We start from the raw sequence: 24,475 nt of genomic DNA, 5'->3' as shown, positions 1-24,475 counted from the left end.
TTTTCCCAACCCCTTTTATTCTCGTTATTAATTTAATAAATATATTACTCTCTATTTGCATCTAATCGCCGACGAAATACTAAAGCTGCAACAGCGAATATAATGAATGCTATTGTTGAAGCAGCTGTAACCATCAGTACCACATTTCCAATTGGAGATTTGAATAACAATGCGACCGAGATGATTAAAACGGCCCCAGTTATACCCATTCCCAAAATCGAGATTGCCAAAACCTTATGCATCTATTCACCTCACAGGTAATTGAAACAAGCTACCGCTCCGGCAATACCACCGGCACCAATAACTGCATATGCACCAATACATGCAGCACATATCGCAGCAGTCACTGGTGTCGGTGTTGCACACGAACCACCACACGCAACTGCAATAATATATGCCGCCGTAGCACCAATACCAAGTACTGCACCAAGACAACTCGCCACTGCTCCTACACCCATCGCTTCCATAACTGGCTCCTCTGCAAGCATCTCTTCATCTGTAATATATGCAAGCTCAGTATCCACAGAATTACTAAGTGATCCATCCAAATACGTCTCAACTCGGAAGTTTCCTAAATCATTCTTGGTAACCAACATTTCATTTGTTTGTAATACAGTATTATCCTCATCGAAGAATACTGTTATATTACTAGGAAGGCTATAATCCCCATGCAAAGGAACTGTAACAACCGTAACTCCACCCCCAACAGTGTACACACTCGAACCTTCCAAATCAAAAGCAGACACAGGAGCTACATTCTCAACTTCACCCTCCTTGACTGCTCGGAGCGTCGAATTTACCAGTTCCTTAGCAAGTTTGCCAGAAACTACAACAACACTCGGAGAATCCTTAGCTTGCACAGACATATCTTGAGCTGGAGAAAAACCTAAACAAAAAATAGTAAAGATCATTAATACTGGCAAAATTATTTTTTTCGCCTTCGACATAATAAAACCTCCTATTTTTGGTATTTTATTACACACTTTATTAATTCAACACTAAATTGGAATATCCCTTCTATAAAATGAAATTTTTTACATTTAATCTTAAAAAGAATTATCTGTTGCTACTCTCAATCCTTAAAGATGTTGGGACAAAAAGAAAAAAATGGTAGACCAGGATACAATCGGTCCAACATTTTTTGATTTAGGAAGGCATATTTAACTTCGCGAAGTAAAAATTCTAAAATTCACTTGATAAATGATTTTTGCATGCCTCTTTTACTTTTTATAAGTTATTGATAACTACCCTACACGACTAATAAAATTTCATTTATAAAAAAATTCTTTATATGCTGATATAAAGTTTTTGTCTTTAATTTCTAATATTTCACGGTAAGTTAACCTATCTTCAATAAATCGTGCATCTAAGTTAATTTTCACAACTGCACGTTGGTAACCTTTTTCAACAGTAAAGTAAAAATCGTCACCCCATCCAGTTTCGCATATAATCGAAACTGACGAAGAATGTACTGCGATAAAGAACCCAACCAAAATTGGGAGATACCGTTGCACTTCTCTCGTACAGCAGCAAGTGTCAAAAAGGATTGTATCTCCTGAACACCCAATTTGTTAGCAATTTTAGCCAATGCATTGAATGGTTCTACGACTTTACATACAAGAAAATTCGATCGCAATTTGGAAAGACTACTACAGAATGATTGGTTTGAGGAAATGTACCAAGATGATCGGTACCAAGAATTATTTTTTGCGAATCACCACGTCAGAAAGTATCTTTAACATAATAGACGTGTTATACAAATAGTGAAGAAAAAAGCACAAGCCAAATTTATGATTTTTTATATAAACAATTAAAGAATCATACGCTAAGCTGATAGAAATAGCTCCCCAGAAGAACGTACATTCGTGTATAATTTTATTATACTAGCGAATGGAGGAAGAATATGAATTCAATTGATGTACTAGTATTAAATTTTGAAGAAGTACGTAGACGTAGTATAAAACTTTGGACGTCGATCCCCCAAGAAAAATTACTTTGGAAGCCCGACAATGAGGCTATGTCTTGCATCGAAATGGTAAGACATGTTCTTGAAAGTGAGCATTATTACCATCTAGCAATTAAAAATAAAGGTAGTCTAACTGATTATGACTCACCCTTTGAAAACCAAGCATACTCCACTGTTGAAGCAGAATTATTAACGACAGCGCCCTATAGACTTGAATTTATCGAAACAGTTCAATCATTCACAGATGAGGATTTAACAAGTATTCAAATTGACCGCTCAGATGTAGGATACATAAGAAATTTAGGCGATATGTTGCTGAGGATTGCCTATCATGAGTCCGTTCATACGGGGCAATTACTGGATTATTTGCGAACAGCGAAAGTGACGATACCGAAAATTTGGGATTAATAGTCGAAGGTGTATCACATAATGGATACACCTTCTTTCTATATAAGGGTCAGGATATCCGACGGTTCCTGTAACACATAATCCGCCTCTTCATACCCCTCAGTCGTTTTGGCACCCCACAGGGCAAGGGCAAATTTCGCTCCTGCTTCTTTTGCGCATTGTAGATCATATATGGAATCCCCTATATAGATAGCATTTTCAGGGGCTATCTGCAATAATTCCAGACATTTTAAAAGAGGCTCTGGGTGGGGTTTATGTTGCTCCGTATCACTGGCACTAATAATTTGGGTGAAATATTCACTTAACCCAAACGGATCAAATTCATCTATTACTTCTTGTCTAGTTTTCGATGTAACAATGCCGAGCTCTAATGGTTTACTTGCTAAGGATTGGATGACCGCTTCCAGATTAGGGAAGACGGAAACCTCATGAGAAAAATCAAGAACAGCTGCAGACCACTTTTGATGAACCGCCTCTATATCCTCAACGTTTAAACGCTGTAATGTGTCCTTCCCTGGAATACCTAGGGCAAATCGTAATTCCTCACAAGCATATTCTTTTTGCGTTTCCTCACGCAATGTCCTTTGCAGCGACTGTAAAATCGCTTTTTCTGTATCCAACATCGTCCCATCTACATCAAAAATAATAGCCTGTAGCATGGCCAACCCCACCTTCCCTATCAATGATTGCTATTTACAAACATACATAATTGTTGATACATGTCCTCATCATAATCTTTCTGACCGCGAATAAATTTCTCTTTTAAATTATAATAACAAATTTCAAGATATTCCCTATTATGATGTTGCTTAAAAGGTGTTTTTGCCTCGACAGGCCCTAAATCCTCAAAGTATTTATTCATTTTTTCATAGGCTCTAATTTGATAGCCACGCTTCTTCATTTCAGCAATGACCATTTCCGTATAAATAAACAAGTCGTCTTTAGGATATTCATAAATATAATTAATGAGTATATGCTTATCTTCCTTGGCAAATATACTGTTTAATTCTCGCCATTGTGAAAGTAGCTGCCCTTTTGGTAGGAAGCCTATTACATCCACATGCCATAATCTCATGCTCTCTCCCCTTTCTATTATTCATCCAATCATGTAAAATATTCCATATTAGTAAAACATAAATGGAGGTATATGACGATGGAAATAAAAATTGCCACACTTGATGCCATTCCACAGATCGAGGTGTTATACCAAGAGCTCTTTTTAGAAATGTCTATTCTACAACCTAAATATATCAGACCTGCTAAACAAGATGTTAATTTTATTCGATATACCATTATCGAGGATGATTCGGATATTTTAATCGCTGAAAAAGATCATGAAATCCTAGGATTTTTATTAATAAAGGAGATGACGACTCCTCGCTATACATGCATGGTCGAATACACTTACGCCTTTATTATTGATGTCATTGTTGGAAAGCGATACCAAAGTAAAGGAATCGGGTCTGCCTTACTGTTAGAAGCGAAGAAATGGGCTGATACTCGCAAATTAAATTACTTGGAGTTGAACGTTCTGTCTGGAAATAAAGGAGCTATAGCCTTATATGAAAAACTTGGGTTTAAGGATATAAACCATACGATGCGCTTTGAATTATAGTATAGTTTCTCCCTCGCTATAGAGCAATTTTATAAAAATGTTTGCGCTCCAATCTTCAAATGAATAGCATCAAAAAGTCGCCTATATAGGGGCGACATTTTGATGTTTATTTCGTTTTATGGCAGCGGCTCATACATATTTTCGCTCAAAGAACCTATTACCCATTGATTATTTCTTCGTTAATAAAATCTGCTGAGAAACGTAATTCGATTGATTCGGTATCCGCTCGCTACGATAGACTAAATTTAATAGTTTCATTACATTCCGTTCATTCTTTCTAGGATGAAGATTTATGTTCGTCATAAAAATAGACAAAGTCCCTTTAAGGGCTTTGTCTATTGAGTAAGCTGATTCCGCTAATTACCCATGTCTATATTAATTTACTTTCTTTCAATAAGTCATAAATAATCGTATCTTTTGTTTTGTGAATACCTAATTTACCAATTTGTTTTAAGATAAATTGGGCATCAATATCTGTTAATTGTTTGCCATCTAATAAGCGAGCAGTTGAAGCTAATAAAGTGCGAACATCAAAAGAAGATGCAAATACTTCTGGAACTCCACGATCAATATTTAATAGTTGATAGACTGCCTCCATCGCAGTTCTTACTGAATATTCAGTTGTAAAAACCGTATCTCTTGCTGTTTCACTAAAGTTACCAATGAAGGCTAAATTAGCAGAGCCTTCTGGTACAACTAGTGGACGATCCCCCATGGCTCTTGGCATGAAATAAGAGGTGATATAAGGCATATAGCACGGAATAGTATTACAAGAATTTTGGGCGATGTCAGGAATTTCATCAACCGGTACACCCATATGGTATAACCACTCTTGTGCTATCTCAATACCAGTACATTCCGTAATACTTTTTTTAATAAAATCACCTGGTTTATTTGATAGTAAACCATAAATCCAAACGACTAATTGGTCTTTTGGTTGTTGTTTAAAGTGAGGTTGTCGGTTTAACGTATAGCTTAGCATCCAATTAGAATCTGTAGCTGTGACAATGCCTCCAGTCACTACTTTACCTGCATAAGGGTCCCTTTTACTAATTTTCTCAATATAGGGAGCCACACGATCATCTAATGTCGTTAGAGTGGCGGAAACAAACCAGCTTTCTTCTGGAAGATGATCACAGAACTTTTCTGGTCGTCCAAAGTCTGTATCTTGGGCAGCCATGTTTTTCCACAGTGACCAGCTTCCACCTAAATCTTTATTGATAGGGGCTGGTGTATAGTTATCTCCGTATGTTGTACTCTCCGTGATACTACCATTTGTCACAAACACCAATTCATTTTCTGTTAGCTCAATATTCTTTTTCACGCCATTTTTTCTTAAAACTAACGTATGAGCTACTTTTTTGTCGCCCACTTTATCGACCAAAACATTCTCTACTACCGTATTATATTGAAAATCAACATCATGGCTTTCTAAATATTTTATCATCGGTAATACTAATGATTCATATTGGTTATATTTCGTAAATTTCAATGCTGATAGGTCTGGTAGTCCACCAATGTGGTGAATGAAACGCATAATATAACGGCGCATTTCCATAGCTGAATGCCATTTTTCAAATGCAAACATCGTAGACCAATATAGCCAAAAGTTCGATTCAAAAAATTCTTCAGAGAAAACATCTGTGATTTTTTTATCCTCTAGCTTTTCCTCAGGCGTAAAGAATAATTTAATCATTTCCTCAGATGACTGATCCGATAAGGTAAACTTGCCATCATCTTCAAGTCTTTGACCTCTATTTTTTATTAATCGGCATTTTGAATAATTGGGGTCTTCTTTGTTTAACCAATAAAATTCATCTAAAACAGAAGCATTGTCTACCTCTAATGAAGGAATGGAACGGAATAAATCCCATAAGCATTCAAAATGGTCCTCCATTTCTCGACCACCGCGAATAATAAACCCTCTCGTCGGATTAAGTATGCCATCCAGACTACCTCCTGAAATATCTAACTCTTCAAGAATATGAATGTTCTCACCTTTCATTTGGCCATCCCGAATTAAAAAACATGCTGCTGACAGCGAGGCTAGACCCGAACCAATTAGATAAGCAGATTTTTCATCTACCCCCTCAGGTTTTTTAGGACGTGCGAAAGCTTCATAGTTACCATTGCTGTAATACATATTAACGCCTCCCTATTTATTATTCCAATATAGAATAACACGTATTTCCACAGAAATGGTAAAATGAGCGAATGATTAACAAAATATTCAAATTCAAAAGAAAGCACGCCATTAGAAGTCCCCTATAATTGGACATAACAATCATTTGTATTTTTATAAGTGGATGATGAGGTATAAAAAATCACGATCCGCACCTAGCTCAATGCCTTAAAAAGGAAAATGAAATACAATAATTGGATGTATAAATTGCATAAATATTATACCGAAAAATCATTCATCACATAAATTTTGATTCTCCATAGCTAAACCTTTCTTTTTTGTTTCCCTAATTTTTCATTCCCTCTTTTAAAATTGCCCGTCATTTTCGCTAATAATAATTGAACTTCTATTGTCTGTTGTTCCGCTTCATGGATTTTTGCTAAAAGACGCTCTGCCTCGTTTTCCTTAACCACTTTAATTTGTTTCCCCTCGTAATAAATAGCGACAGTCCCTTTTTTCGTAATTTCATACGTAAATGGCTCCTCGCTTAATCGATTACGTTTATCAATTCCACTCACTTTATTCAACTCCCGTCCTCATTATTGTCCACATCAATTAAAATATTTTTGACGTATTGTTATATTCCACATCACCAACATCTGTATGTTTCTACGGTTCTGCAGTAATACTAATAAAGATTAGATTAGTTAGTAATGAAAGGGTAAAAGATGATTTTACATTTATTTTTAGTTTTTCTCATTCCTTGGATGATTTGTCTCATGCATCTATACAAAAAAGAAAAAATATTGCTTTTTTTAGTGGCTCCATTTTTTAGTGTCGTTGCTTATCTCATGAATGCTCTCGGCTTTTATTTCGATTTTTGGGAGGTGCTACCTTTTCCCGAACAAAAAAGTTTCGCTTCACTCCCTTTTGATGTTGGCATATACCCTGTCTTATCCTGCTACTGTATCTATTTCATAAAAAAAACGAACAAACCTTTTTTGGTTCTATTTTTAATGACTTTGCTCACCACTTTTTTAGAAGGGATATTTGTTTTCTTTGAAAGGGTCATCTACCAAAACGGATGGAATATTTATTTTACCTTTTTCTCCTATTTGCTCCCTTATTTATGTTTGTATGGGTATTATAGATTTTTACTGAAAATACGAGTCCTCCGATAACTATTTTTTTGCTAAAAAAATAATTTTTCTTCAATATAGTTTTAATTTCTACTGAAGAGGCCATCAACTAGATATACGAAGTGAACTCATCATATATATAGTAATAGTTAAGCTAAACTAGTTTAACAACCTCCTGATTTGTTACTTAGGGTCACTTCTAACCAAAGTGACCCTTCATATGTTTTACATGACTTACATAAGTTATTAGGAAGGTTTAGTAAACATAAATTTTATAATATATTGAAACTATTCAATGATTAGTATGCTAAATATGGGCATCCTTATCTTTGGATCAATAGCAATTATCGTTACCCACTTCTAGTCTTTTAAGTACTTAGCAACATTATAGATTGATGATAAGTACATTATTTTAAAAGGAGGAAGGAAATGTCGAAAATACCCATTTATATAAAATTGCTCATTGGGATTGGGATGATTATTATACTAACCTCACTGTTTCTGTTAAAGGATCATCCCTATTATGTCTGGCTAAGATGGACAGGTAATATTTTATTGATCGTTGGTATTGTACGGATTCCTTTTTCGAAGGAAACTGATAAAAGACAAGTCAAAATTCGATAAATCCCTTGGACTTGAGGGTAATTTCAGCCCCCACGAACAGCCCCTTTCATTTTGAAGGGGCTGTTTTACTATAATGGAGACAAATATCAAATAATCAATAAAGAAACTATGAAATGATGCAAATGAGACAAGCAAATTGATCAATAAAGTTTGATTAAAAATCCTTTGTTGATGTGCAAAATCTATTCATCTACAATCAGGTCAGATTGAAAGAAAAGATTCCAAACATAGCTTTTGGAACTTTAAGTTTCAGCATGTGTTTATCTATTATTTTCACAGGGTATTTTAAATACTAAATTGCACTTGAATGATCACAAGGTTTATTGTTTTCCTTGTAGAATCTAATTACTATAATAAATTGGAGTGACTTTCAATTATAAAGGGCGTGTAAAAATGGACCTATTACTTTGGATAACTATTGGCTTCATAATAATTGGATTTATTGTTCTCACTTCCATGAAAAAAGGGATGGAAAGTAAGGTTGCTTTTATAAACGAGGAAAATTCATTCAAAGCTAAATCCGTAATTTGGTGGCTATGGAGTTCCACTGCTTGGGGGATAGTGAGTATGTTTCTTGTTATTTGGTGTTTTCATCATTATCGTGGATAACTAATGTTTTGTATTCATTTTCTGATGTATTACTGCAATGACTATTCTTGATTAATAAATACTTTATAGATTATAAATTCAATAAACGTTCCCACACGAAAGCTTGGAAACACACTAAAAGGCAGGAATAAGTCAATGTTGGTGCTCTTTTAGCTATATATACATAGCTGACATCTGATGCTTTCCTTATTTCGTAAAAAGTGCCGGTTAATTAAAGATCGTTATGTAAAGTATGCGTCGTTCCCTGATGCAAAGTAAAAAAGTAATACATTTTATTATTTGTTGAACCGCAGCTTTAGCTAAGAAAAAGCCATTCTCTCTACATTGGGAGAGAATAACTTTCCTTCATAAATCGGTATACAATTGATTACAGTTTTGCCCAACGTTCCTCTAACCAGTTCATAAATTGTACACCTTTGTCGCCTTCATACGCATCAAAGACATCTAAACGCATACGTTTTAGTTTATCTGCAAAGTCTGCCACTGTATGGTCCTTCGGCAAGCTTTTTTTAACCCGCAGGAAAATTTTGTCTGTTCCCTTGATAATATCAAAACGTGCAGGTGATGGTTTCTCTACGTCCTCGCCAAGCGCCACAAGTGCTTCATAGGCTGCTACCTGCACCTTGTAGACAGTATCATGCTGCATACGATTTAATAATAAATCTATGATTTTGTCATGTTGATAAGCCGATAACTTTTCGACTGCGTCTAAACGCTCTCGCCAGCTAGATGTATAATTGGCCTGTTTTTTTAATGTTTCATACTGCTCAGGTAATGCTGTTTCAAACTGTTTCAAGTAATTGCACCTCTTTTTTTGACTAGAGGAAAAATAAATTCTTTTTCTTCTGCTTCACTTATTATACGTTGTCTTGGTGAAAATAGCGATAAATCACTGGTAAGCCTATTAGACCGGATGCTATCGAACCTTCTGCTTTTTTATTTGCCTATCCCCCTATTCTTCCTGTTATTATTATAATTAAGGTATAAAATCAGATGAAAAAGAAGGTCTTTTGATGTTAGAAAAATTAAATGTATTTCTCCAAAAATACATTGCCATCTTGACACCATTAAGTTTAATTTTAGGTGTATTAGTTGAAAGCTGGGGACAAAATTTATTATTCCTCGTGTCCTGGCTATTTGCATTCATGACATTCTCAGGAAGCTTACATATGAAATTTAAAGATGTAAAAATCTTTATGAAGCATCCAGGACTTATTATCTTCTCCATTATTTTTCTTCACCTATTCATGCCGTTATGGGCGTATTTCTTATCCACTGTGATCTTTGACGACCATTTATTAACGGTCGGCTTTGTTTTAGCGGTTGCACTTCCAACAGGGGTTACAAGTGTTATCTGGATCAATATTTGCAAAGGAAACTTACCATTAGGCTTATCCATAATTTTAATCGATACGCTACTTTCTCCATTCATTCTCCCTTTCATTCTCTTCTTTGTGTCGGGTGAAAAAATTGAATTAGACGTTCTATCGCTTGTATTTAACTTAGTTTTAATGATTGTCTTGCCGACGATTGTCGGTATATTGGTGAATGAATGGTCAAAGGGAGAAATACCCAAGAAAATTGGAAAGAAGCTTGCACCTTTTTCAAAGCTATGTTTATTTACTGTCATTTTAATTAATAGCAGTGCGATCGCTCCATACTTGAAGGATTTTAATCTACACCTATTGTTCGTGATATTATTAGTGTTTTTAATTGCTGTATCCGGCTATGTTTTCGCCTTTTACATAGGTCGCTATTTGCTAAAAGACTATTCACATATGGCTACCTTTGTTTATACTGGCGGTATGAGAAATATTGCCGTTGGGGTCATTGTTGCTACTACATACTTCCCGGGTAAAGTAGCAATGCCTGTCGTGTTTGGCATGTTATTTCAGCAAGTGCTTGCATCAATTTTTAGTAAACTGGTGATAAAAAGAACCACTTTGATGGATGAAGTTTCAAATTAGGTGGTGTTTTCATGAAAAAGGACATGATTACAGTTATTTCTGTTTATGGAGTAGGAGCTATTTTAGTTTTATTGGTGTCCCTCCTCTTTTATAGGTTTTTTTAGGCTGACTATTCCCTAAAAGAGCAAAAAAGAAGTGGCATGTATCAAGCTTCGTTCGTCAATCTAATTTTCAGGGGGGATGTGATGACTGTTAAGAGTAGGATTTTCATCTGTTTAGTTAGCGGCTTAGCATTATTTTTAGTAGGAGCCTATAAAATCTTTACCAATCACTTGGAAGCTATGTCCCAGCTTGTAGCTTATATGTTCTTCGTTTGTGGATTTATAGGCTTTGTTTTTAGTAGTGTATCGTTGTTTAGAACAGCTCGAAACTAGTATTGCTATTCAATCTGAATCGCCTTGCTGAAATCAATGACGTTTCCCTTGTACTTATAAAAATATATGAATAGGATGGTGTGATCTAAATGATGTATGCTCCATTGTTTGAACAGGACGTTCCAGCACTTCTTCTTCCTTAACGGTAGAAGCGCTTTTTCTCCGTTAAGGACATAGGTATCTATGAAAACGGAGGAAAAAACATGAGAATTAAAATTATCGGTGCCCTCTTTTTATCGCTTGCGGCGAGCATTTGGGCGCTATGTATGTAGTTGTTAAAGTAGTGGTGGAAGTCGTGCCACCGTTGGAGCTTGTTTGGATTCGTTATTTGATTGCCGTATTAGCGCTTGGTTTAATTGGCATTATGATGAAGCAATCTTGGAAAATCGCCAAAAAAGATAGGCTCCTTATTATTCTTGTCGGCCTCATTGGGAATACAATTTCGATAGTTACCCAAGAAATGGGCACTATGCTTTCCACTGCCCAAATGGGTGCGATTATTACGGCTACAACACCTGCTTTTATGGTGGTCTTTGCTCGTATCATATTGAAGGAAAACATAACGCCGAAAAAAGGATTGTCCATTATTCTTGCCACAATTGGCGTTGGTGCTATTGTAGGCCATGGCGGAATTAATTTAACCCAACAATTAGGTGGACTCTACTTATTGGTTGCTGCATTAACATGGGCATTAATGTCAGTACTAGTAAAAAAGGTTCCAAGTCATTACTCTCAAATTGTTGTAACAACCTACTCTTCTTTGATTGCCGTCATACTACTAACGCCTTTTGTCATTCCAAGGCTAAAAGATTTGAATTTATCCGTTGTTTTACAGCCTACAATTTCAGGCGGCTTGTTATACTTAGGTATTGTTTCAACTGCTGGAGGTTTTTTATTGTGGAATAAAGGGCTTCAACTAATGAATGCTTCTAGTGGGGGCTTATTTTTCTTCCTTCAGCCCGTTGTAGGCACAATTTTAGGCTGGCTTCTTTTAGGTGAAGCGATTGGTCTTTCGTTTTGGTTGGGCTCCCTATTTATTTTTAGTGGAGTATTTATGGTCATTCGCGAAGAGTAACAGTATGTGCGTTTCTATCTTGTATAGAGGCGCGCTTTTTTCTTAAACCAGCTACTGGCGGATATCACGTATTTTGTTGTCATGTTCATACAGCTCGGCTCATATATTGCAACAGCCTAAAGGAGATGATGATTTGATTACCTTATTAGATTCCTTAAAGGAGCTATCCTTTATACTCATACTTATTTCTACTATGGTGTATCGTCGACATCTTAAATTAACGAGATGGAAAAGAAAACTAACGATGGGTGAATGGATAATGTATATCGTTACGTCCACTGCCCTTCCTGTTTATGCCATACTTTATATGGTTTTTCTTTTGGGAACTTAATTTGTGGAAAATAATCCCATTCACTATTAATAAATATATAATTGAATGGAAGATTTCATTTTAGGAGGTTTTTTATGTTTCAAACAGTAGAGCATTTTTTACAATCCTGGACATTTGAGGCCACTGCTACGCAAAAACTATTACAACAGCTTACTGATGAATCGCTTCATCAAGCCATTACTGCTGAACATTGGACTTTAGGACGTATAGCTTGGCATACGGTCACAGCCATTCGAATTATTTCTGCGAATACCCATCTAACATTCGAGGCACCAGCAGAGGATTTTCCTGTTCCTACTTCAGCACAATTGATTGCAGATAGCTATTACCAAGCGAGTAATGCCTTTATGGAAGCTTTAAAAACACAATGGACAGACAAGACCATGAATGAAACAATTGAATTTATTGGTCAAACCATCCCTAACGGCTCCCTCTTATTATTTTTATTGCAACATCAAAGTCATCATCGTGGACAAATGACTGTACTAATGCGTCAAGCAGGCTTAGCTGTTCCAGGCATTTATGGTCCAGCCAAAGAGGAATGGGCACAGTTCGGGTTGCAAGCTCCCAACATGTAAATCAAACAATTAAATCGAGGTTGCCTATTAAGGGACAACCTCTTTTATGGAGAACTTAGTTAAGAGTAGCTAACCCGTTATTCGTGTCTGCAATGGTTGGGTTTGCTAAATAATGCCCACCTTCAATTTGCAATGTTTGACCTGTCATAAATTTCGATTCGTCAGAGGCTAAAAATACCACTGCATGACCAATATCATCTGCTTCACCATGATACGGTAGAGCATTAAATTTAGAATAGATTGCTAGCATTTCTTCTGGCATATTATTTTTCGCTGCTGGTGTTAAAATGAGACCTGGTGCGACCGCATTACAGCGAATTTTATCTTTACCATATTGAGTGGCAATGTTCTTCGTCAGATTGACCACGCCTGCTTTTGTAGCCCCATAAGCTGTACGGATTTGATCACTAGCGAATGCGGCCATGGAAGCTGTGTTAATAATAGAACCCCCTCCTGCCTTTTGCATATGTGGAATCGCAAAACGGCTACCGAGTAAAATGGATTTTAAGTTCACATTGACTAAACGATCCCATTCATCTAAGTCTAGATTGACAACATCTAAATCCTTCTGCAAGTTCGTTAGACCCACATTATTAAATAGTACTGTGAATGTGCCGTATTGTTCCACCGTGAAGTTCACCGCTGCCTCTATAGAAGAGGCATCTCCTGCATCAAGGAAAATAGCTGAAGCTTCGTATCCTTCTTTCACTAAAGAACTGGCCGCTTCTTTAGCACCCTCTACATTGAAATCGGCAATAACAACTTTTGCGCCTTCCTGTGCTAATAAGGTCGCTGCTGATAAACCAATCCCTGATGCGCCACCTGTTACTAATGCTACTTTATTTTGTACACGATTCATTTACAATTCCTCCTTATAACTAAAAAGAGCAACCAACTCTTTCTTCCTGAAAGATAGTTTAACATTAAACTATTTATTTTTAAACTAAAAAGACTAGCTAATCGATTACCTACGCTCTCTTTTTATGTTAAAATTTACATATATTACATAAAGAGGTGTTCATATGGCAAGCAATAAATTGAATTGTAAAGCATGTGGAAACGATGCCTTTGCTTCAGGACAAATTGGCAGTTTCACCAGTGAAGGAAATATACGGCCGATGGGCTCCATTATGGCTACTGGATCTCCCCTCATCTTAACGTTTTGTACAAAATGTGGGGAAGCTTCATCCATCAAAGTGGCTAAGCCGGAGAAATTTAAATAAGGCGCATGGGTATTGTCAAGACAAACGTCGATGTACTGGCTTGAGCTATCGTTTTCTTTTTCAGCTCATCCGTTGACAGTGCGTGTTTTTTCAAGTCACCAACTACTAGAAAGTGCAATGTTCAAGGGTTAATTTAGTGTGACCATACACCTAATTCCTACCCTTCTATACAAGAACTAAATAATTATGCTATAATACATTGGAAATCCTCAGAGGGTCAACCAATTCTTGGCTGTAGCGAATAATCTCGCTACAGCCCTTTTTATTATCTATTTAAAAAAACGAAAGCATCCTTAGTTGCTCCCGTTTTTATGCTTCCCCTATTATTTTTCTTCCCCATTGATACAGTTTTTTCGCCCAATTCCACATCAAAATAAAGAGATAGATGATGAGCATTTTTGATGAATCGTTTTTACAATGAAATAACTAATAGGTTAAATGAGTAAACTTAATGGAGCTCGCGTCATGAATCAAACATGGTTGTAAGCTTCATGATTGTTTTCCAATTACGAACCGTTGCGGGCACCTCGAGCTTGGGCAATTGTTGACTAAGCTTAGCGTTGCGAATGCTATTGTAAAATAAAAGATAAACCTCTCTGCCGATGATGACACAACGCTCTTGCTCATTCACATATGATAAATATTTATTACTATTTTCTTCCGTAGGGGCAGCAGGTAATAAGGCGACATGAAGGCATTCCCCTATTGCCGTGGCACTAGCGTCAGCCATGTCTTGCTGAGAAAATGGGCAATTGTTGACGATATGCTGAAGTTCCTCAGCGGTTCTAATGATGACTGTACTTGTAATATCAAAGTTTATTTGGATTGTTTCATGAATTATCTTCTGCAAAACTTCCTCTGATTCGGTGGATTCAAAAAGAATATTCCCGCTTTGTATATAGGTACGAATATTTTGCAATCCAAGTGGTATAAGAGCTTCCCTTAAGTCAGCCATTTTTATTTTATTATGTCCACCTACATTAATGCCTCTCAGTAATGCTACGTAGTTAATCATACACCCCCACCTTTCTTCCTAATTGCATTATAGCAATATTTAGGGAATAATAGGAAAAAAACTGCACTCGGGAAGTCCAAGTGCAGTTGAATAATTATGCTAGTCGCTCGATGTCCTTTATTAAACGCTCCACATTTTCTTTTTTTGTCGCCCAGCTTGTGCAAAAACGAACAACCGTATGGGTATCATCGAAGGTTTCCCAAACAGAGAAGGAGTATTTTTCGCCTAATTTCTTAAGTAAATCGTTCGGCAAAATGGGGAATTGCTGATTGGTTTTTGAATTATAGCGTAAGGTGAATCCTTTTTGGATAAACGCCTGCTGAATGAGCATTGCCATCTCTACCGCATGATGGGCAATATCCAAATAAAGATGATTCTCCAATAATGTTTCAAATTGAAGACCTAGTAATCTGCCTTTTGCGAGTAGCCCACCTCTTTGTTTGATCATATAGCGAAAATCTCGTTGGTAAGCTGGATTCACAATTACGACCGCTTCGCCAAATAAGGCGCCCATTTTTGTTCCACCTATATAAAATACATCGCAAAGCTGAGCAATATCTTTTAACGATAAATCATTACCGTCTGCTACTAAACCATAGCCTAAACGAGCACCGTCTAGAAACAATGGCAATCCACAATCCCGGCAAACTTTACTTATTGCACTTAGCTCTGCTTTACTATATGTTGTTCCATTTTCTGTTGGATGAGATATGTACACTAAGCCTGGCTGTACCATATGTTCATGTGTGCTGTCTTGCCAGTGGGCGTCATAGCATGCCTTTACCTGTGCGGCCGTTATTTTACCATCATCGCTAGGCAAAGTGAGCACTTTATGACCGGTCGCTTCAATTGCCCCTGTCTCATGGACAGCAATATGGCCTGTAGTTGCCGCAATGACTCCTTGATGAGGACGTAGGATGGAGGCGATGACAGTTGTATTCGTTTGCGTGCCACCAACTAAAAAGTGAACGTCTGCCTGCTCAGCCGCTATCTCTTTTTTGACATAGGCTTTAGCTCTTTCCGAATGCTCGTCCATCCCATAACCTGGAGATTGCTCCTCATTGGTTTCCACTAATTTTTGCAAAATTTGTGGATGGGCACCTTCTGCATAATCATTTCCAAATCGTATCATATCTTTTCCCTCCAATTTCTCTCTGTATCTATAGCTTATTTTACAACCTTAGGATGGTAATAATCTATGGTTAGTTGGTGGTCTAAAGGACTTATTCGCTATTACAAGGAACGCTTCGGGCTGAGATACTAATTATAGGAATGATTATCATTTTAAAAATCATTCTCTCCCCCCTTTAAAGGAGGCTTTATTTCATTGTTATAAATCTAGTATGTCATCTGTAAATCATACTTTTAGCCATAATTTCTATTTACGATGAAAAAACTACAATCTTTCTATAAATTTGCCTAATGATAAATAATAATCATTAGGCTTTCTTACTAAATTAGATTTCCTCATTGCTCAATCTCCTGAAGGACCACATGACGAATCACTAGTTGTTGAGCTATCAGCACAATGATGGTTCTCGTGAGTAGTAGTATGCAAATGATGACCATTCCAATCGTTTGTTGAATGTAAATCATGTATCTCCTCATTGGATTGATTAGATTTTTGGCTAAAGCTACTAAGGATACTGACGACTATGATGATGCCAATAAACATAATAAAAAATTCCACTATTTCCATCCCTCCTCTTTCATTATGTATGATTATAGCATGCAAAAAATGGAATCTGTTCTCTTTATACCCATAGTTTTTATATAAATCTGGTAATTGATAGGAATGGATGTTAATTTGGTATCTGTTTATGCATTGTATGTACGGATTCAAACCATCTTCTCTGCTTTAGTCTACTCATAGGTGAAATTACGGACAAAATAATACCACAATCGTATGGATTGTGGTGTGTGAATTATGATTGAGATTTACATGATGATGATTCATTCGCACGATTCGTATCGTTTGAATTTTTCTTTTGTTCTTTTGTTAAAGAATTATCTTCACGCACATCTAAATCATCTGGACTTAAATCTGTCGCTAATTCCGCCAACTCTGACTGACGTTTATATTGCTTGCCCTTTGTCAAAATGATCACCTCCAAGTAGTATTACATTGCCCTAATTGGTTCGATCTCATTCTTGGAAAGGTATGAAATAATCATTTCTAGCTATGCTAATTGAGGTACAAGCTGGTTCAAAAGATGGTGATATGCTTGTAAATCTTGGTCATATAATTTTTTATAGGTCGCTAGGCTATAATGCTTTATATAATCAAAATCCTCATCACTTACTAAGTGATGTTTATGATTGAGAGCCCAAGCATTTTCCCATGCAGTTTGCTCAAATTGAATATTCATATGATGTTCTTCCAGCAACATAGATAACAGATGCTCATGAAGATAAATTTCCTGTAAGCTATGTTGTTTTTTCATTGTAAAAATTTCAATGGTACGCGGAAGCGATGATTGTAATGCTTCACGATCCACCGCATGACCCAGCTCATGTAAGGTCATTGTTTTTACATACACTTCAAGTGAAGGTGGATGTGGCAGCTCATTCTTTGCCTCGATTAATCGCTCGGCATCAAAGCCTACATAATGCCCAATAAAGTTATAGCTCATATTAATTCCTGAATGGTCCTGCTTTATAGTCATCCGCATGCCAACAGCCTGCACAACGGAGTTGATGATATCATATAGTTCTTTTTCATTTTGTTGTTTTGTCATGATCCGTCCTCATTTCCTCTGCAAACAATCTCATGTAACTATAATGGAAACGGATTAAATATATACTACAATTCATATAAATTCAACAAATAAATCCTGTAGATCTTGAGGAAATGCTCCACAAAAAAGGCGCTTGTAGTAAAAACTACAAACGCCCCGTGTGTGAAGGGTCTTATCTTATTTAAAGGGATTAGTTATTATTGTTAGTTCTTCGATTTTGGTTAGTGTTATTACTACGCTGTTTGCTGCGAGCCTCGCCGCCTTTGCGACCTATTTCTTCGTAAAATTCCTCGCCGTGGTTGTCAGCTGTAGCTTCTCCACCTTTTTGGCCAATCTCTTGATAAAATTCATGTCCATGATTTTTAGACGTAGCCTCGCCGCCTTTACGTCCTATTTCTTCATAAAAATCACGATCATGATTTCTGGAGGTAGCTTCTCCGCCTTTACGTCCCGCTTCTTCGACAGTCATGTTTTCATTGTTGTTTCTGTTGCGATTGTTTTGCTTGTTAGCCATTTTCTATTCCTCCTAATTTTTTTTGAGCTATTGACTAGCTCGCTATTTATATTCCCAGCTACATCCTATCTAAACATCCTTTTTTCAAAAAATTGATTTTTCTATAGTAGTAGAACCTTGCCATTCCAGCTCTCTTCAGTCTTCGAGCAATCATATAAATTTACTCGTACCAATATAATACTAATCTATAACATTGTAATTTTATGAAGGAAGGGTGATGTGAAAATGACAATTTTGACAAAGCCATCAATTGGCTTAACACAATTTACGGACTTCACGATGAAGGGAAGTGCCGCCAAGACGAAATTTGTGAAAGATATTAAATATCAGGGCGATTATCATCCAATTAAGGATTATTGGAAAGCAATACGCGAAGGGTTAAAAAAATACCATGAACATCATTTTAATGACTCCTACCTTCTCGATCTTGTAGACAATGCCCTCCCTGCTCGTCAGAAAAATTATCAAGAAGCTATAAAAGCCTATTTAAAATTTTTTAAAAACAAAAATGTGCAATGGTTTGAACCCGGTAAATCTAATTGGGTTTGTGATGACTTAATCGTCCGTTCAAATCCAGAGCTTGGTTTAATCGTTGATGACATCCCCTACCTTATAAAACTATATTTCAAAGGAAAAAATGAACGCATTGATAAACATAAATGTCGATCTGCCCTTACCCTCCTAAAGGATTCTCACTACTCCGTTGAACATCCTGCTTCTGTTAAACATGCCATTTTAAATGTTCAAAAAGGTCGCTTAATTACAGAGGATGAATCGACCGAATATCACCAACTAGCCCTTGAAGCGGATGCTGCACAATTTATGTTTATTTGGAATAGGCTTTAATCGTGAACAACTATATTTGAATAGCGTATTTTTTATTCGAATAAGATGGAAGCATTTCTAGACGAAACTAGTTCAATCATGACAAAAGGGCATGCCCTATAGGATAATAGTAAAGAGCGTTGAAATCAGATAATAAAGGAAGTGCTTCTATGAATGCAGAAATGGTGATGCAGGAGCTGAAGGAGCTAGGCAAAGAACGGACGAAAAAAATGTATATGTCGAATGGGGCACATGAGCCGGTTTTTGGTGTGGCAACAGGAGCCATGAAGCCGATTGCCAAGAAAATTAAAATCGATCAGGCATTGGCAGAAGAGCTTTATGCGACTGGCAACTATGATGCTATGTATTTTGCAGGTGTCATTGCAGATCCAAAAACGATGACGGCGGCTGATTTTGATCGATGGATGGATTCGGCTTACTTTTATATGCTGGCTGATTATGTAGTGGCAGTCACTTTAGCGGAATCACCTATTGCACAAGAGGTGGCGGATGCATGGATGGCGAGTGGTGAGGAACTGAAAATGTCAGCAGGCTGGAGCTGCTATTGCTGGCTTTTAGGAAATCGTAAAGATAACGAATTTTCTGAAAGCAAATTAGCAAGCATGCTAGAGGTTGTGAAAAAAACAATTCATACTGCGCCTGAACGAACAAAATCTGCGATGAATAATTTTCTTTACACAGTGGCGATTTCCTATGTACCCCTCCACGAAAAAGCTGTGGCAATAGCACAGGCAGTTGGTCCTGTGGAAATGAAGCGTGACAATAAAAAAAGCACGACACTGAATGCCTATGAAACTATTCAAAAGGAACTTGATCGAGGAAGGCTTGGTTTTAAACGTAAATATGTAAGATGTTAATGAATCAATCTAACAAGCATTGATCCCATTCGGATGAATGCTTTTTTTGTTATCGCATAAAAAATATTGGTTTTCATTATTTTTTTAATTTCCTATATTTTATTTTAGAATTCATGCGTTTATGTAACGACAACAAAGAACAACCGAACAAGCATTGTACTATAGTCATCATTTTCTTTATCCTAACAGGGTACTGTCTATGATACTTCTTTATAGGCAAGAAGATATGACCGGTAGTATTATGAGGGCAATGAGTCTTATGTTTGCATCAAGTACCATAGCAACTTTTGCAGCTGTCCTCATCGCCTCTTGCAAAAACCGAAAAGAATTAACCGTTTTCTGTTAGTGCCTTCCATTTTGGATATGTAATAGCTTCCCTATATTTCACTACTATTTTACTATAAAAACATACCAAATTTTACTTTTTGATAGTATAATAATTACATATTTTGATAATAGGAGGATATATATGAAAAAATTAGTCTTATTTTTAGCGATGATTACCCTATTCTTCACCACTACCACGATTGCTGATGCACATCCAGGGCGTCTCGATAGCAATGGTGGTCATAATTGTTCAGACAAGTCAAAGGCAAAAGGTCTTTGTACAGGCTATCATTATCATAATGGGAATAGCGACAGTGGTTCCTCCTCAGGTGGTCAAAGCAGCTATACACAGCCCACAACAGCAATTCAGGCTCCAGCATTGACAAAAGTAGCCGTTTATTTGAATAATGTAAAACAAAGTTATACGCCAAGCGCCTACATGAAAAATGGCACAACATTGGTACCGATGAAACCAATTTTTGAAGCTCTTGGAGCAACTGTTTCTTATGATAATGCCACTAAAAAAGTAACTGCGACGAAGGTCGGGAAGAAAATTGTTATCGGGGTTGGCAACAAAACAGCTTATGTTGATGCAAATGGAACGACATCTACAATTAGCCTTAGCCACCCTGCCGAAGTTTATCAAGGAACGACAATGGTGCCTTTACGCTTTGTTAGTCAAGCCCTTGGCGCAGAGGTAACATTTGATGAAGCCAAATTAACCGTCTATATTACAACAAAATAATGGACAAACAAAAAGCAGCTTCCTTGGAAGGATGCTGCTTTTTTAGTGTTGTTCTAACTCGAACTGATATTTTTTATTAATTTTATTAGCTATTTTCTCTAAAAATGCAGCAACTGTCATATTTTCAACTTCATTTGTATACCATGCCAATTTGGCGCCATAATTTTTTTTATTATAATTTACTTCTAATGGCCAGAAATTTTTAGTCTTATAGGTATAATCAAATTTTATATATAGTTGTTTTCCCTCTGGACACTCCATGACCACGTTATATAACGGATTTTTTCTTTCCTGCTCAAATTTTACTTTTCTTATTTTCGTTAACATCCTAACCCCCGCCTCTCTTCTTTTTATTTCGACAAAAGTTCTAAAGATCTTTAAAAAAAAAAGATAAAGCACGCTGTTTCAACGAACTTTATCCTTTCTTTATTATAGCATAGTTATTTATTATCGACAAATTTATCGTAATAACGTTTGAGCATAGTAGCCATTTGCTCACGTGTGAGAACCCCTGCCGGATTCATATTTTTACTGCCATCGCCTCGGATAATGCCTTCTCTAATAGCCCATTCCCACGCTTCTTTATGAGATGCGGCTACTTCTCGATCGTATAGTAAACTAGCTTTTGTAGCTAATACGCTTTTTAAAGCTTCTATTTCCTGCTTCAACTCATTATATTGTGACATTGTTAACCCCTCCTCCAGGCCATTTTTTAAATCTTGCTGGAACTGTGCTTCGCTAATACCCATACTTATTAAATAGGCAAACGGATCTTTGTGTGTGGTGCCGCCCAAATTATCAGCTATCCAACGATGGGATTTGATGCCGTTGCCAGTACCATCTAAAATAGTGGGAATCCCTGCCTCTATAGCCATTTTGCGCAATAACCAAATATATGCTGCGTAATCTTTTTTAAATTGTTCCTTATCAGAAGTCCGCGCTAGCTCTACTTGGGCATAGCTATATGGATTCCCTTTAGGGCCACAACCATATTGAACGCGATTAACTGGTGCTATTTGCACAATGCGTCCGCCACCCCCTACCCAGTGAGAAACGAAGGCATTGGCTTTATTTTTATTCATATAGGCAATTTCATTTTCTAATGCATTTGGACCAGTGTTAGTGCTATTACCCGATTCATGTGCTACCACGTACTTAATGGCGGTGAGCGGTTGATTAGGTAATCCTGACATCATCTGCAATTCAATCACATAACTCATTATGCACCATCCTTTCCTATCATTTCTTTGCGAATGACCACCATGCTATTCATCAATAGTTCTGACGATTATAGGGGTGAATGGACAACTAGTTTTATTGCGACAGGCTAGCTATTTGCCATGGTTGACTGATGGGCTGAATGGATGACTGCTCTATTTCACCTTTTTTGCTGCTACACATATAAAGTGAATGAAGGATGAGAGTGACATTCACTTATTCTAATAAATGCAAGCTACACCATTTTTTCTAGTTAGTTGTGCTCATGACTATTATTTAAAATGATGAATAAATGATCATTTCACTTCAACAGGTGCATTGACAAAGAACGGCTCCATATAGTATTTTGTATCTTCTAAACTGAATGAAGGAGAGAGATAAAGTGATTGTAGAAAATATCATGAATCGATTAACTAGCCTACACGGTTACACGGCTATTAAAAAAATCGACAAAGGCTATTCCTCTGATACCAAATATGTCGTAACCGTTAATGATACGCCTTATTTTGTACGCCTCTCCGATCTCGCACACCAAGAGAAAAGATGGATTGAATTTACTTTGCTACAGGACTTAGAGCTCCAGGGAGTTCAAACACATAAGGCCATTGAATATATGGTCCTCCCGGACGACCATCTTTCAGCGATGGTGATGAGCTATTTAATAGGCTCCCCTGCGGATGAAATCATTCTTCAGCTTTCGGACACAGAGCAGTATCATCTCGGTCTAATGGCTGGGAAAGAATTAAGAAAAATTCATCAGGTGAAATCACCAAAAACTATCCATTGGGAGACGTTACAAAAAGAGAAATTTACTAATTATTTACAAGCCTATCAGCAGGATTCTTATCAAATTCCGCAAGAGGCTAAATTATTGTACTTTATAGAAGAACATTGGCCGCTATTAAGACAACGCCCAACTACCCTTCTTCATGATGATTACCACCTTGGGCACATTATTTGCCACCAAAATAGTTTTAATGGGGTTATTGATTTTAATGGCTATGATGTAGGTGATCCCTATCATGATTTTTATAATCTAGCCCTGTTTAGTAGACGGCATAGTGTCCCCTATTGCATCGGGCAAATAAATGGGTATTTCACCCAGCCACCAGATGATGAGTTTTGGCGACTATATGCCTTATATGCTGCCATAAATGTCATTTCAACCATTGCCTGGACACGCCAATATGATCCGCAATCATTTGACGATGCGTTAGCCAGAATTCAGCTAATTTTACAGGATCATGCTTACTTTTCCTCCGTGAGGCCTTTATGGTATCCCGATCAGCAGGTCGTTTAGCCACTTTCGAGCAGCGCTAATATTTTTTGCCGCTCTGCTTCAAAATTAATGGCTGGCTGCTGTGGCCGTTCCTCTTCATGACGATGGTGAAACCACTGTGGAATAATCTCTTGACGTCTCTTGGCTGGCATGTCCGTCACTTTTTTCTTCTGGGCATGAAAGCGCATTTGGTCTGAAGCAATATCTGCCATGGTCTTTAGTTGTTTATGATGCCAATTTTGCAATATCTTCTCAACATACCGCCAGCACAATACATTGTGCTCCACAGCTAGCTTCATCGCATGGATGACTATTTCCTCTGAAAAAATGTTTAGCCAGGAATGAATTTTTGCAGTCATATACGCCGACAGAGAGCCAAAGCCTTGTTGTTCGAAAAAGTAGTAGGCTGTCTGTGATTGTTGATTATCATCTTTATTGTTTAGTAATTGGTTATTTAGTAATTTATTATTTAGTTGTGTGGGCTTTTCCGTTTGTGGTGCGGCCGTTGACGGATAACCCGTTGACGGCTGGGCAGCACGGTTAGAGACTTCAAAAACGACAAACTCCACCTTGCTGAATTTTCCATCCTTTGCTCGCTCCTGTACCTTTTGAAGATAACCTTCCCGAATCAGTTCATTAACAATGCTAGCAGTCCCGTCACGTCCACATTTACTACGTGTCGCCAAATCTGTCAGACAAAAATCCCAATCATCTGGCAATGACAGCATATAGGCAAGCAATCCCTTTGCCTTCCAACTTAATTGGTCATTATTTAAAAAGCCCTTGTCCAATACCACAAAGTTATCGTTCTTCACTACTCTGTAGATCATGGCTATCCCCCTCCTCCACAATTACTCTCTGTACTATCTATATAAAAGTTTATGCTATAAAAAGGGACAAATTTT

The 24,475-nt window shown here is 37.1% G+C and carries 31 protein-coding genes and 1 pseudogene; 15 read left to right on the top strand and 17 right to left on the bottom strand.

All coding sequences use genetic code 11. The features are described 5' to 3' along the window. Positions 1-44: 44 nt before the first annotated feature. Positions 45-242 (bottom strand): hypothetical protein, encoded by a 198-nt coding sequence (locus AC3CH7_RS15600; RefSeq protein WP_012294170.1) that lies wholly within the window; start codon positions 240-242, stop codon positions 45-47. A gap of 9 nt (positions 243-251) precedes the next feature. Then, complete coding sequence (locus tag AC3CH7_RS15595; protein ID WP_012294169.1) at positions 252-947, bottom strand: hypothetical protein; 696 nt, start codon at positions 945-947, stop codon at positions 252-254. Between the two features lie 956 nt (positions 948-1,903). Between AC3CH7_RS15595 and AC3CH7_RS15590 the strand changes: the two genes are divergently transcribed. Further along, positions 1,904-2,374, top strand: a complete 471-nt coding sequence (locus tag AC3CH7_RS15590) for a DinB family protein (protein WP_488381501.1) — start codon at positions 1,904-1,906, stop codon at positions 2,372-2,374. 38 nt (positions 2,375-2,412) lie between these two features. On the opposite strand, the gene AC3CH7_RS15585 is transcribed toward AC3CH7_RS15590, so the two are convergent. Beyond that, positions 2,413-3,033 carry an HAD family hydrolase gene (locus AC3CH7_RS15585; protein ID WP_031419959.1) on the bottom strand — a complete coding sequence of 207 codons (621 nt, stop codon included), beginning with the start codon at positions 3,031-3,033 and terminating at the stop codon, positions 2,413-2,415. Between the two features lie 20 nt (positions 3,034-3,053). Further along, entirely contained in the window at positions 3,054-3,449 is a 396-nt protein-coding gene (locus AC3CH7_RS15580; RefSeq protein WP_031419957.1) for a pyrimidine dimer DNA glycosylase/endonuclease V, read from the bottom strand. 78 nt (positions 3,450-3,527) lie between these two features. Here AC3CH7_RS15580 and AC3CH7_RS15575 point away from each other — a divergent pair, with 78 nt between their 5' ends. Next, positions 3,528-3,989 carry a GNAT family N-acetyltransferase gene (locus AC3CH7_RS15575; protein WP_036161441.1) on the top strand — a complete coding sequence of 154 codons (462 nt, stop codon included), beginning with the start codon at positions 3,528-3,530 and terminating at the stop codon, positions 3,987-3,989. Between the two features lie 370 nt (positions 3,990-4,359). On the opposite strand, the gene AC3CH7_RS15570 is transcribed toward AC3CH7_RS15575, so the two are convergent. Both AC3CH7_RS15570 and AC3CH7_RS15565 read right to left on the bottom strand, forming a co-directional pair. Next, on the bottom strand, positions 4,360-6,132 hold the full coding sequence (locus AC3CH7_RS15570; RefSeq protein WP_488381502.1) for an oleate hydratase: 1,773 nt from the start codon (positions 6,130-6,132) through the stop codon (positions 4,360-4,362). Between the two features lie 302 nt (positions 6,133-6,434). After that, entirely contained in the window at positions 6,435-6,689 is a 255-nt protein-coding gene (locus AC3CH7_RS15565) for a hypothetical protein (protein ID WP_031419952.1), read from the bottom strand. 150 nt (positions 6,690-6,839) lie between these two features. Between AC3CH7_RS15565 and AC3CH7_RS15560 the strand changes: the two genes are divergently transcribed. From AC3CH7_RS15560 to AC3CH7_RS15550, 3 genes are all read left to right on the top strand, one after another. Next, positions 6,840-7,292, top strand: a complete 453-nt coding sequence (locus AC3CH7_RS15560) for a CBO0543 family protein (RefSeq protein ID WP_426389811.1) — start codon at positions 6,840-6,842, stop codon at positions 7,290-7,292. Between the two features lie 387 nt (positions 7,293-7,679). Next, entirely contained in the window at positions 7,680-7,874 is a 195-nt protein-coding gene (locus tag AC3CH7_RS15555; protein ID WP_031419947.1) for a hypothetical protein, read from the top strand. 393 nt (positions 7,875-8,267) lie between these two features. After that, entirely contained in the window at positions 8,268-8,483 is a 216-nt protein-coding gene (locus AC3CH7_RS15550; protein ID WP_031419946.1) for a hypothetical protein, read from the top strand. A gap of 367 nt (positions 8,484-8,850) precedes the next feature. On the opposite strand, the gene AC3CH7_RS15545 is transcribed toward AC3CH7_RS15550, so the two are convergent. Next, positions 8,851-9,279 carry a HEAT repeat domain-containing protein gene (locus AC3CH7_RS15545; protein ID WP_012294160.1) on the bottom strand — a complete coding sequence of 143 codons (429 nt, stop codon included), beginning with the start codon at positions 9,277-9,279 and terminating at the stop codon, positions 8,851-8,853. A gap of 217 nt (positions 9,280-9,496) precedes the next feature. Here AC3CH7_RS15545 and AC3CH7_RS15540 point away from each other — a divergent pair, with 217 nt between their 5' ends. From AC3CH7_RS15540 to AC3CH7_RS15520, 5 genes and pseudogenes are all read left to right on the top strand, one after another. Next, a complete protein-coding gene (locus tag AC3CH7_RS15540) occupies positions 9,497-10,450 on the top strand; it encodes a bile acid:sodium symporter family protein (RefSeq protein ID WP_036166190.1) in 954 nt (317 codons plus the stop codon). Positions 10,451-10,635: 185 nt separating this feature from the next. After that, positions 10,636-10,824 (top strand): hypothetical protein, encoded by a 189-nt coding sequence (locus AC3CH7_RS15535; RefSeq protein WP_031419943.1) that lies wholly within the window; start codon positions 10,636-10,638, stop codon positions 10,822-10,824. Positions 10,825-11,027: 203 nt separating this feature from the next. Further along, a pseudogene (locus AC3CH7_RS15530) lies at positions 11,028-11,899 on the top strand (DMT family transporter). Positions 11,900-12,032: 133 nt separating this feature from the next. Next, on the top strand, positions 12,033-12,230 hold the full coding sequence (locus tag AC3CH7_RS15525) for a hypothetical protein (protein WP_232900856.1): 198 nt from the start codon (positions 12,033-12,035) through the stop codon (positions 12,228-12,230). Positions 12,231-12,304: 74 nt separating this feature from the next. Then, positions 12,305-12,808, top strand: coding sequence for a DinB family protein (locus tag AC3CH7_RS15520; protein WP_488381503.1), 504 nt, complete (start codon positions 12,305-12,307; stop codon positions 12,806-12,808). A 55-nt stretch (positions 12,809-12,863) separates the two neighbouring features. Here AC3CH7_RS15520 and AC3CH7_RS15515 read toward each other — a convergent pair whose 3' ends face one another. Further along, on the bottom strand, positions 12,864-13,667 hold the full coding sequence (locus AC3CH7_RS15515; protein ID WP_488381504.1) for an SDR family NAD(P)-dependent oxidoreductase: 804 nt from the start codon (positions 13,665-13,667) through the stop codon (positions 12,864-12,866). Between the two features lie 163 nt (positions 13,668-13,830). Between AC3CH7_RS15515 and AC3CH7_RS15510 the strand changes: the two genes are divergently transcribed. Further along, a complete protein-coding gene (locus AC3CH7_RS15510) occupies positions 13,831-14,031 on the top strand; it encodes a hypothetical protein (RefSeq protein ID WP_031419938.1) in 201 nt (66 codons plus the stop codon). A 463-nt stretch (positions 14,032-14,494) separates the two neighbouring features. On the opposite strand, the gene AC3CH7_RS15505 is transcribed toward AC3CH7_RS15510, so the two are convergent. The 6 genes from AC3CH7_RS15505 to AC3CH7_RS15480 form a co-directional block, all read right to left on the bottom strand. After that, on the bottom strand, positions 14,495-15,046 hold the full coding sequence (locus AC3CH7_RS15505) for a DUF1697 domain-containing protein (protein ID WP_488381505.1): 552 nt from the start codon (positions 15,044-15,046) through the stop codon (positions 14,495-14,497). 94 nt (positions 15,047-15,140) lie between these two features. After that, the gene (locus AC3CH7_RS15500; RefSeq protein WP_488381506.1) at positions 15,141-16,178 is read right to left on the bottom strand and encodes a threonine aldolase family protein; all 1,038 of its coding nucleotides are present in this window, start codon (positions 16,176-16,178) and stop codon (positions 15,141-15,143) included. A 335-nt stretch (positions 16,179-16,513) separates the two neighbouring features. Then, positions 16,514-16,642 (bottom strand): hypothetical protein, encoded by a 129-nt coding sequence (locus AC3CH7_RS15495; RefSeq protein ID WP_012294152.1) that lies wholly within the window; start codon positions 16,640-16,642, stop codon positions 16,514-16,516. A 329-nt stretch (positions 16,643-16,971) separates the two neighbouring features. Then, positions 16,972-17,154: a hypothetical protein gene (locus tag AC3CH7_RS15490; protein ID WP_230584388.1), complete on the bottom strand. Its 183-nt coding sequence runs from the start codon at positions 17,152-17,154 to the stop codon at positions 16,972-16,974. Between the two features lie 72 nt (positions 17,155-17,226). Beyond that, positions 17,227-17,784 (bottom strand): integrase, encoded by a 558-nt coding sequence (locus AC3CH7_RS15485; protein ID WP_488381507.1) that lies wholly within the window; start codon positions 17,782-17,784, stop codon positions 17,227-17,229. Between the two features lie 190 nt (positions 17,785-17,974). After that, positions 17,975-18,298, bottom strand: a complete 324-nt coding sequence (locus AC3CH7_RS15480) for a KGG domain-containing protein (RefSeq protein WP_207974139.1) — start codon at positions 18,296-18,298, stop codon at positions 17,975-17,977. Between the two features lie 225 nt (positions 18,299-18,523). On the opposite strand from AC3CH7_RS15480, the gene AC3CH7_RS15475 reads away from it, so the two are divergent. The 3 genes from AC3CH7_RS15475 (at position 18,524) to AC3CH7_RS15465 (ending at position 21,073) form a co-directional block, all read left to right on the top strand. Further along, positions 18,524-19,144 (top strand): hypothetical protein, encoded by a 621-nt coding sequence (locus AC3CH7_RS15475; protein WP_488381508.1) that lies wholly within the window; start codon positions 18,524-18,526, stop codon positions 19,142-19,144. 149 nt (positions 19,145-19,293) lie between these two features. After that, positions 19,294-20,001 (top strand): DNA alkylation repair protein, encoded by a 708-nt coding sequence (locus tag AC3CH7_RS15470; RefSeq protein WP_036215807.1) that lies wholly within the window; start codon positions 19,294-19,296, stop codon positions 19,999-20,001. A gap of 469 nt (positions 20,002-20,470) precedes the next feature. After that, positions 20,471-21,073: a copper amine oxidase N-terminal domain-containing protein gene (locus AC3CH7_RS15465; RefSeq protein WP_012294145.1), complete on the top strand. Its 603-nt coding sequence runs from the start codon at positions 20,471-20,473 to the stop codon at positions 21,071-21,073. Positions 21,074-21,115: 42 nt separating this feature from the next. Here AC3CH7_RS15465 and AC3CH7_RS15460 read toward each other — a convergent pair whose 3' ends face one another. Then, positions 21,116-21,400 (bottom strand): hypothetical protein, encoded by a 285-nt coding sequence (locus AC3CH7_RS15460; RefSeq protein WP_012294144.1) that lies wholly within the window; start codon positions 21,398-21,400, stop codon positions 21,116-21,118. A 113-nt stretch (positions 21,401-21,513) separates the two neighbouring features. Then, positions 21,514-22,293 (bottom strand): N-acetylmuramoyl-L-alanine amidase, encoded by a 780-nt coding sequence (locus AC3CH7_RS15455; RefSeq protein WP_036161427.1) that lies wholly within the window; start codon positions 22,291-22,293, stop codon positions 21,514-21,516. Between the two features lie 380 nt (positions 22,294-22,673). Here AC3CH7_RS15455 and AC3CH7_RS15450 point away from each other — a divergent pair, with 380 nt between their 5' ends. Continuing rightward, the gene (locus AC3CH7_RS15450) at positions 22,674-23,591 is read left to right on the top strand and encodes a phosphotransferase family protein (protein ID WP_230586165.1); all 918 of its coding nucleotides are present in this window, start codon (positions 22,674-22,676) and stop codon (positions 23,589-23,591) included. Here the strand turns inward: AC3CH7_RS15450 and AC3CH7_RS15445 are convergent. Continuing rightward, positions 23,588-24,400 carry a DnaD domain protein gene (locus AC3CH7_RS15445; RefSeq protein ID WP_197225011.1) on the bottom strand — a complete coding sequence of 271 codons (813 nt, stop codon included), beginning with the start codon at positions 24,398-24,400 and terminating at the stop codon, positions 23,588-23,590. The two genes, AC3CH7_RS15450 and AC3CH7_RS15445, sit on opposite strands and share 4 nt — an antisense overlap. Positions 24,401-24,475 lie beyond the last annotated feature (75 nt).

This window comes from Lysinibacillus sp. F12 (assembly GCF_057773605.1).
The sequence above is the reverse complement of the archived record's forward strand: the minus strand, read 5'-3'. Positions and strand labels throughout refer to the sequence as shown.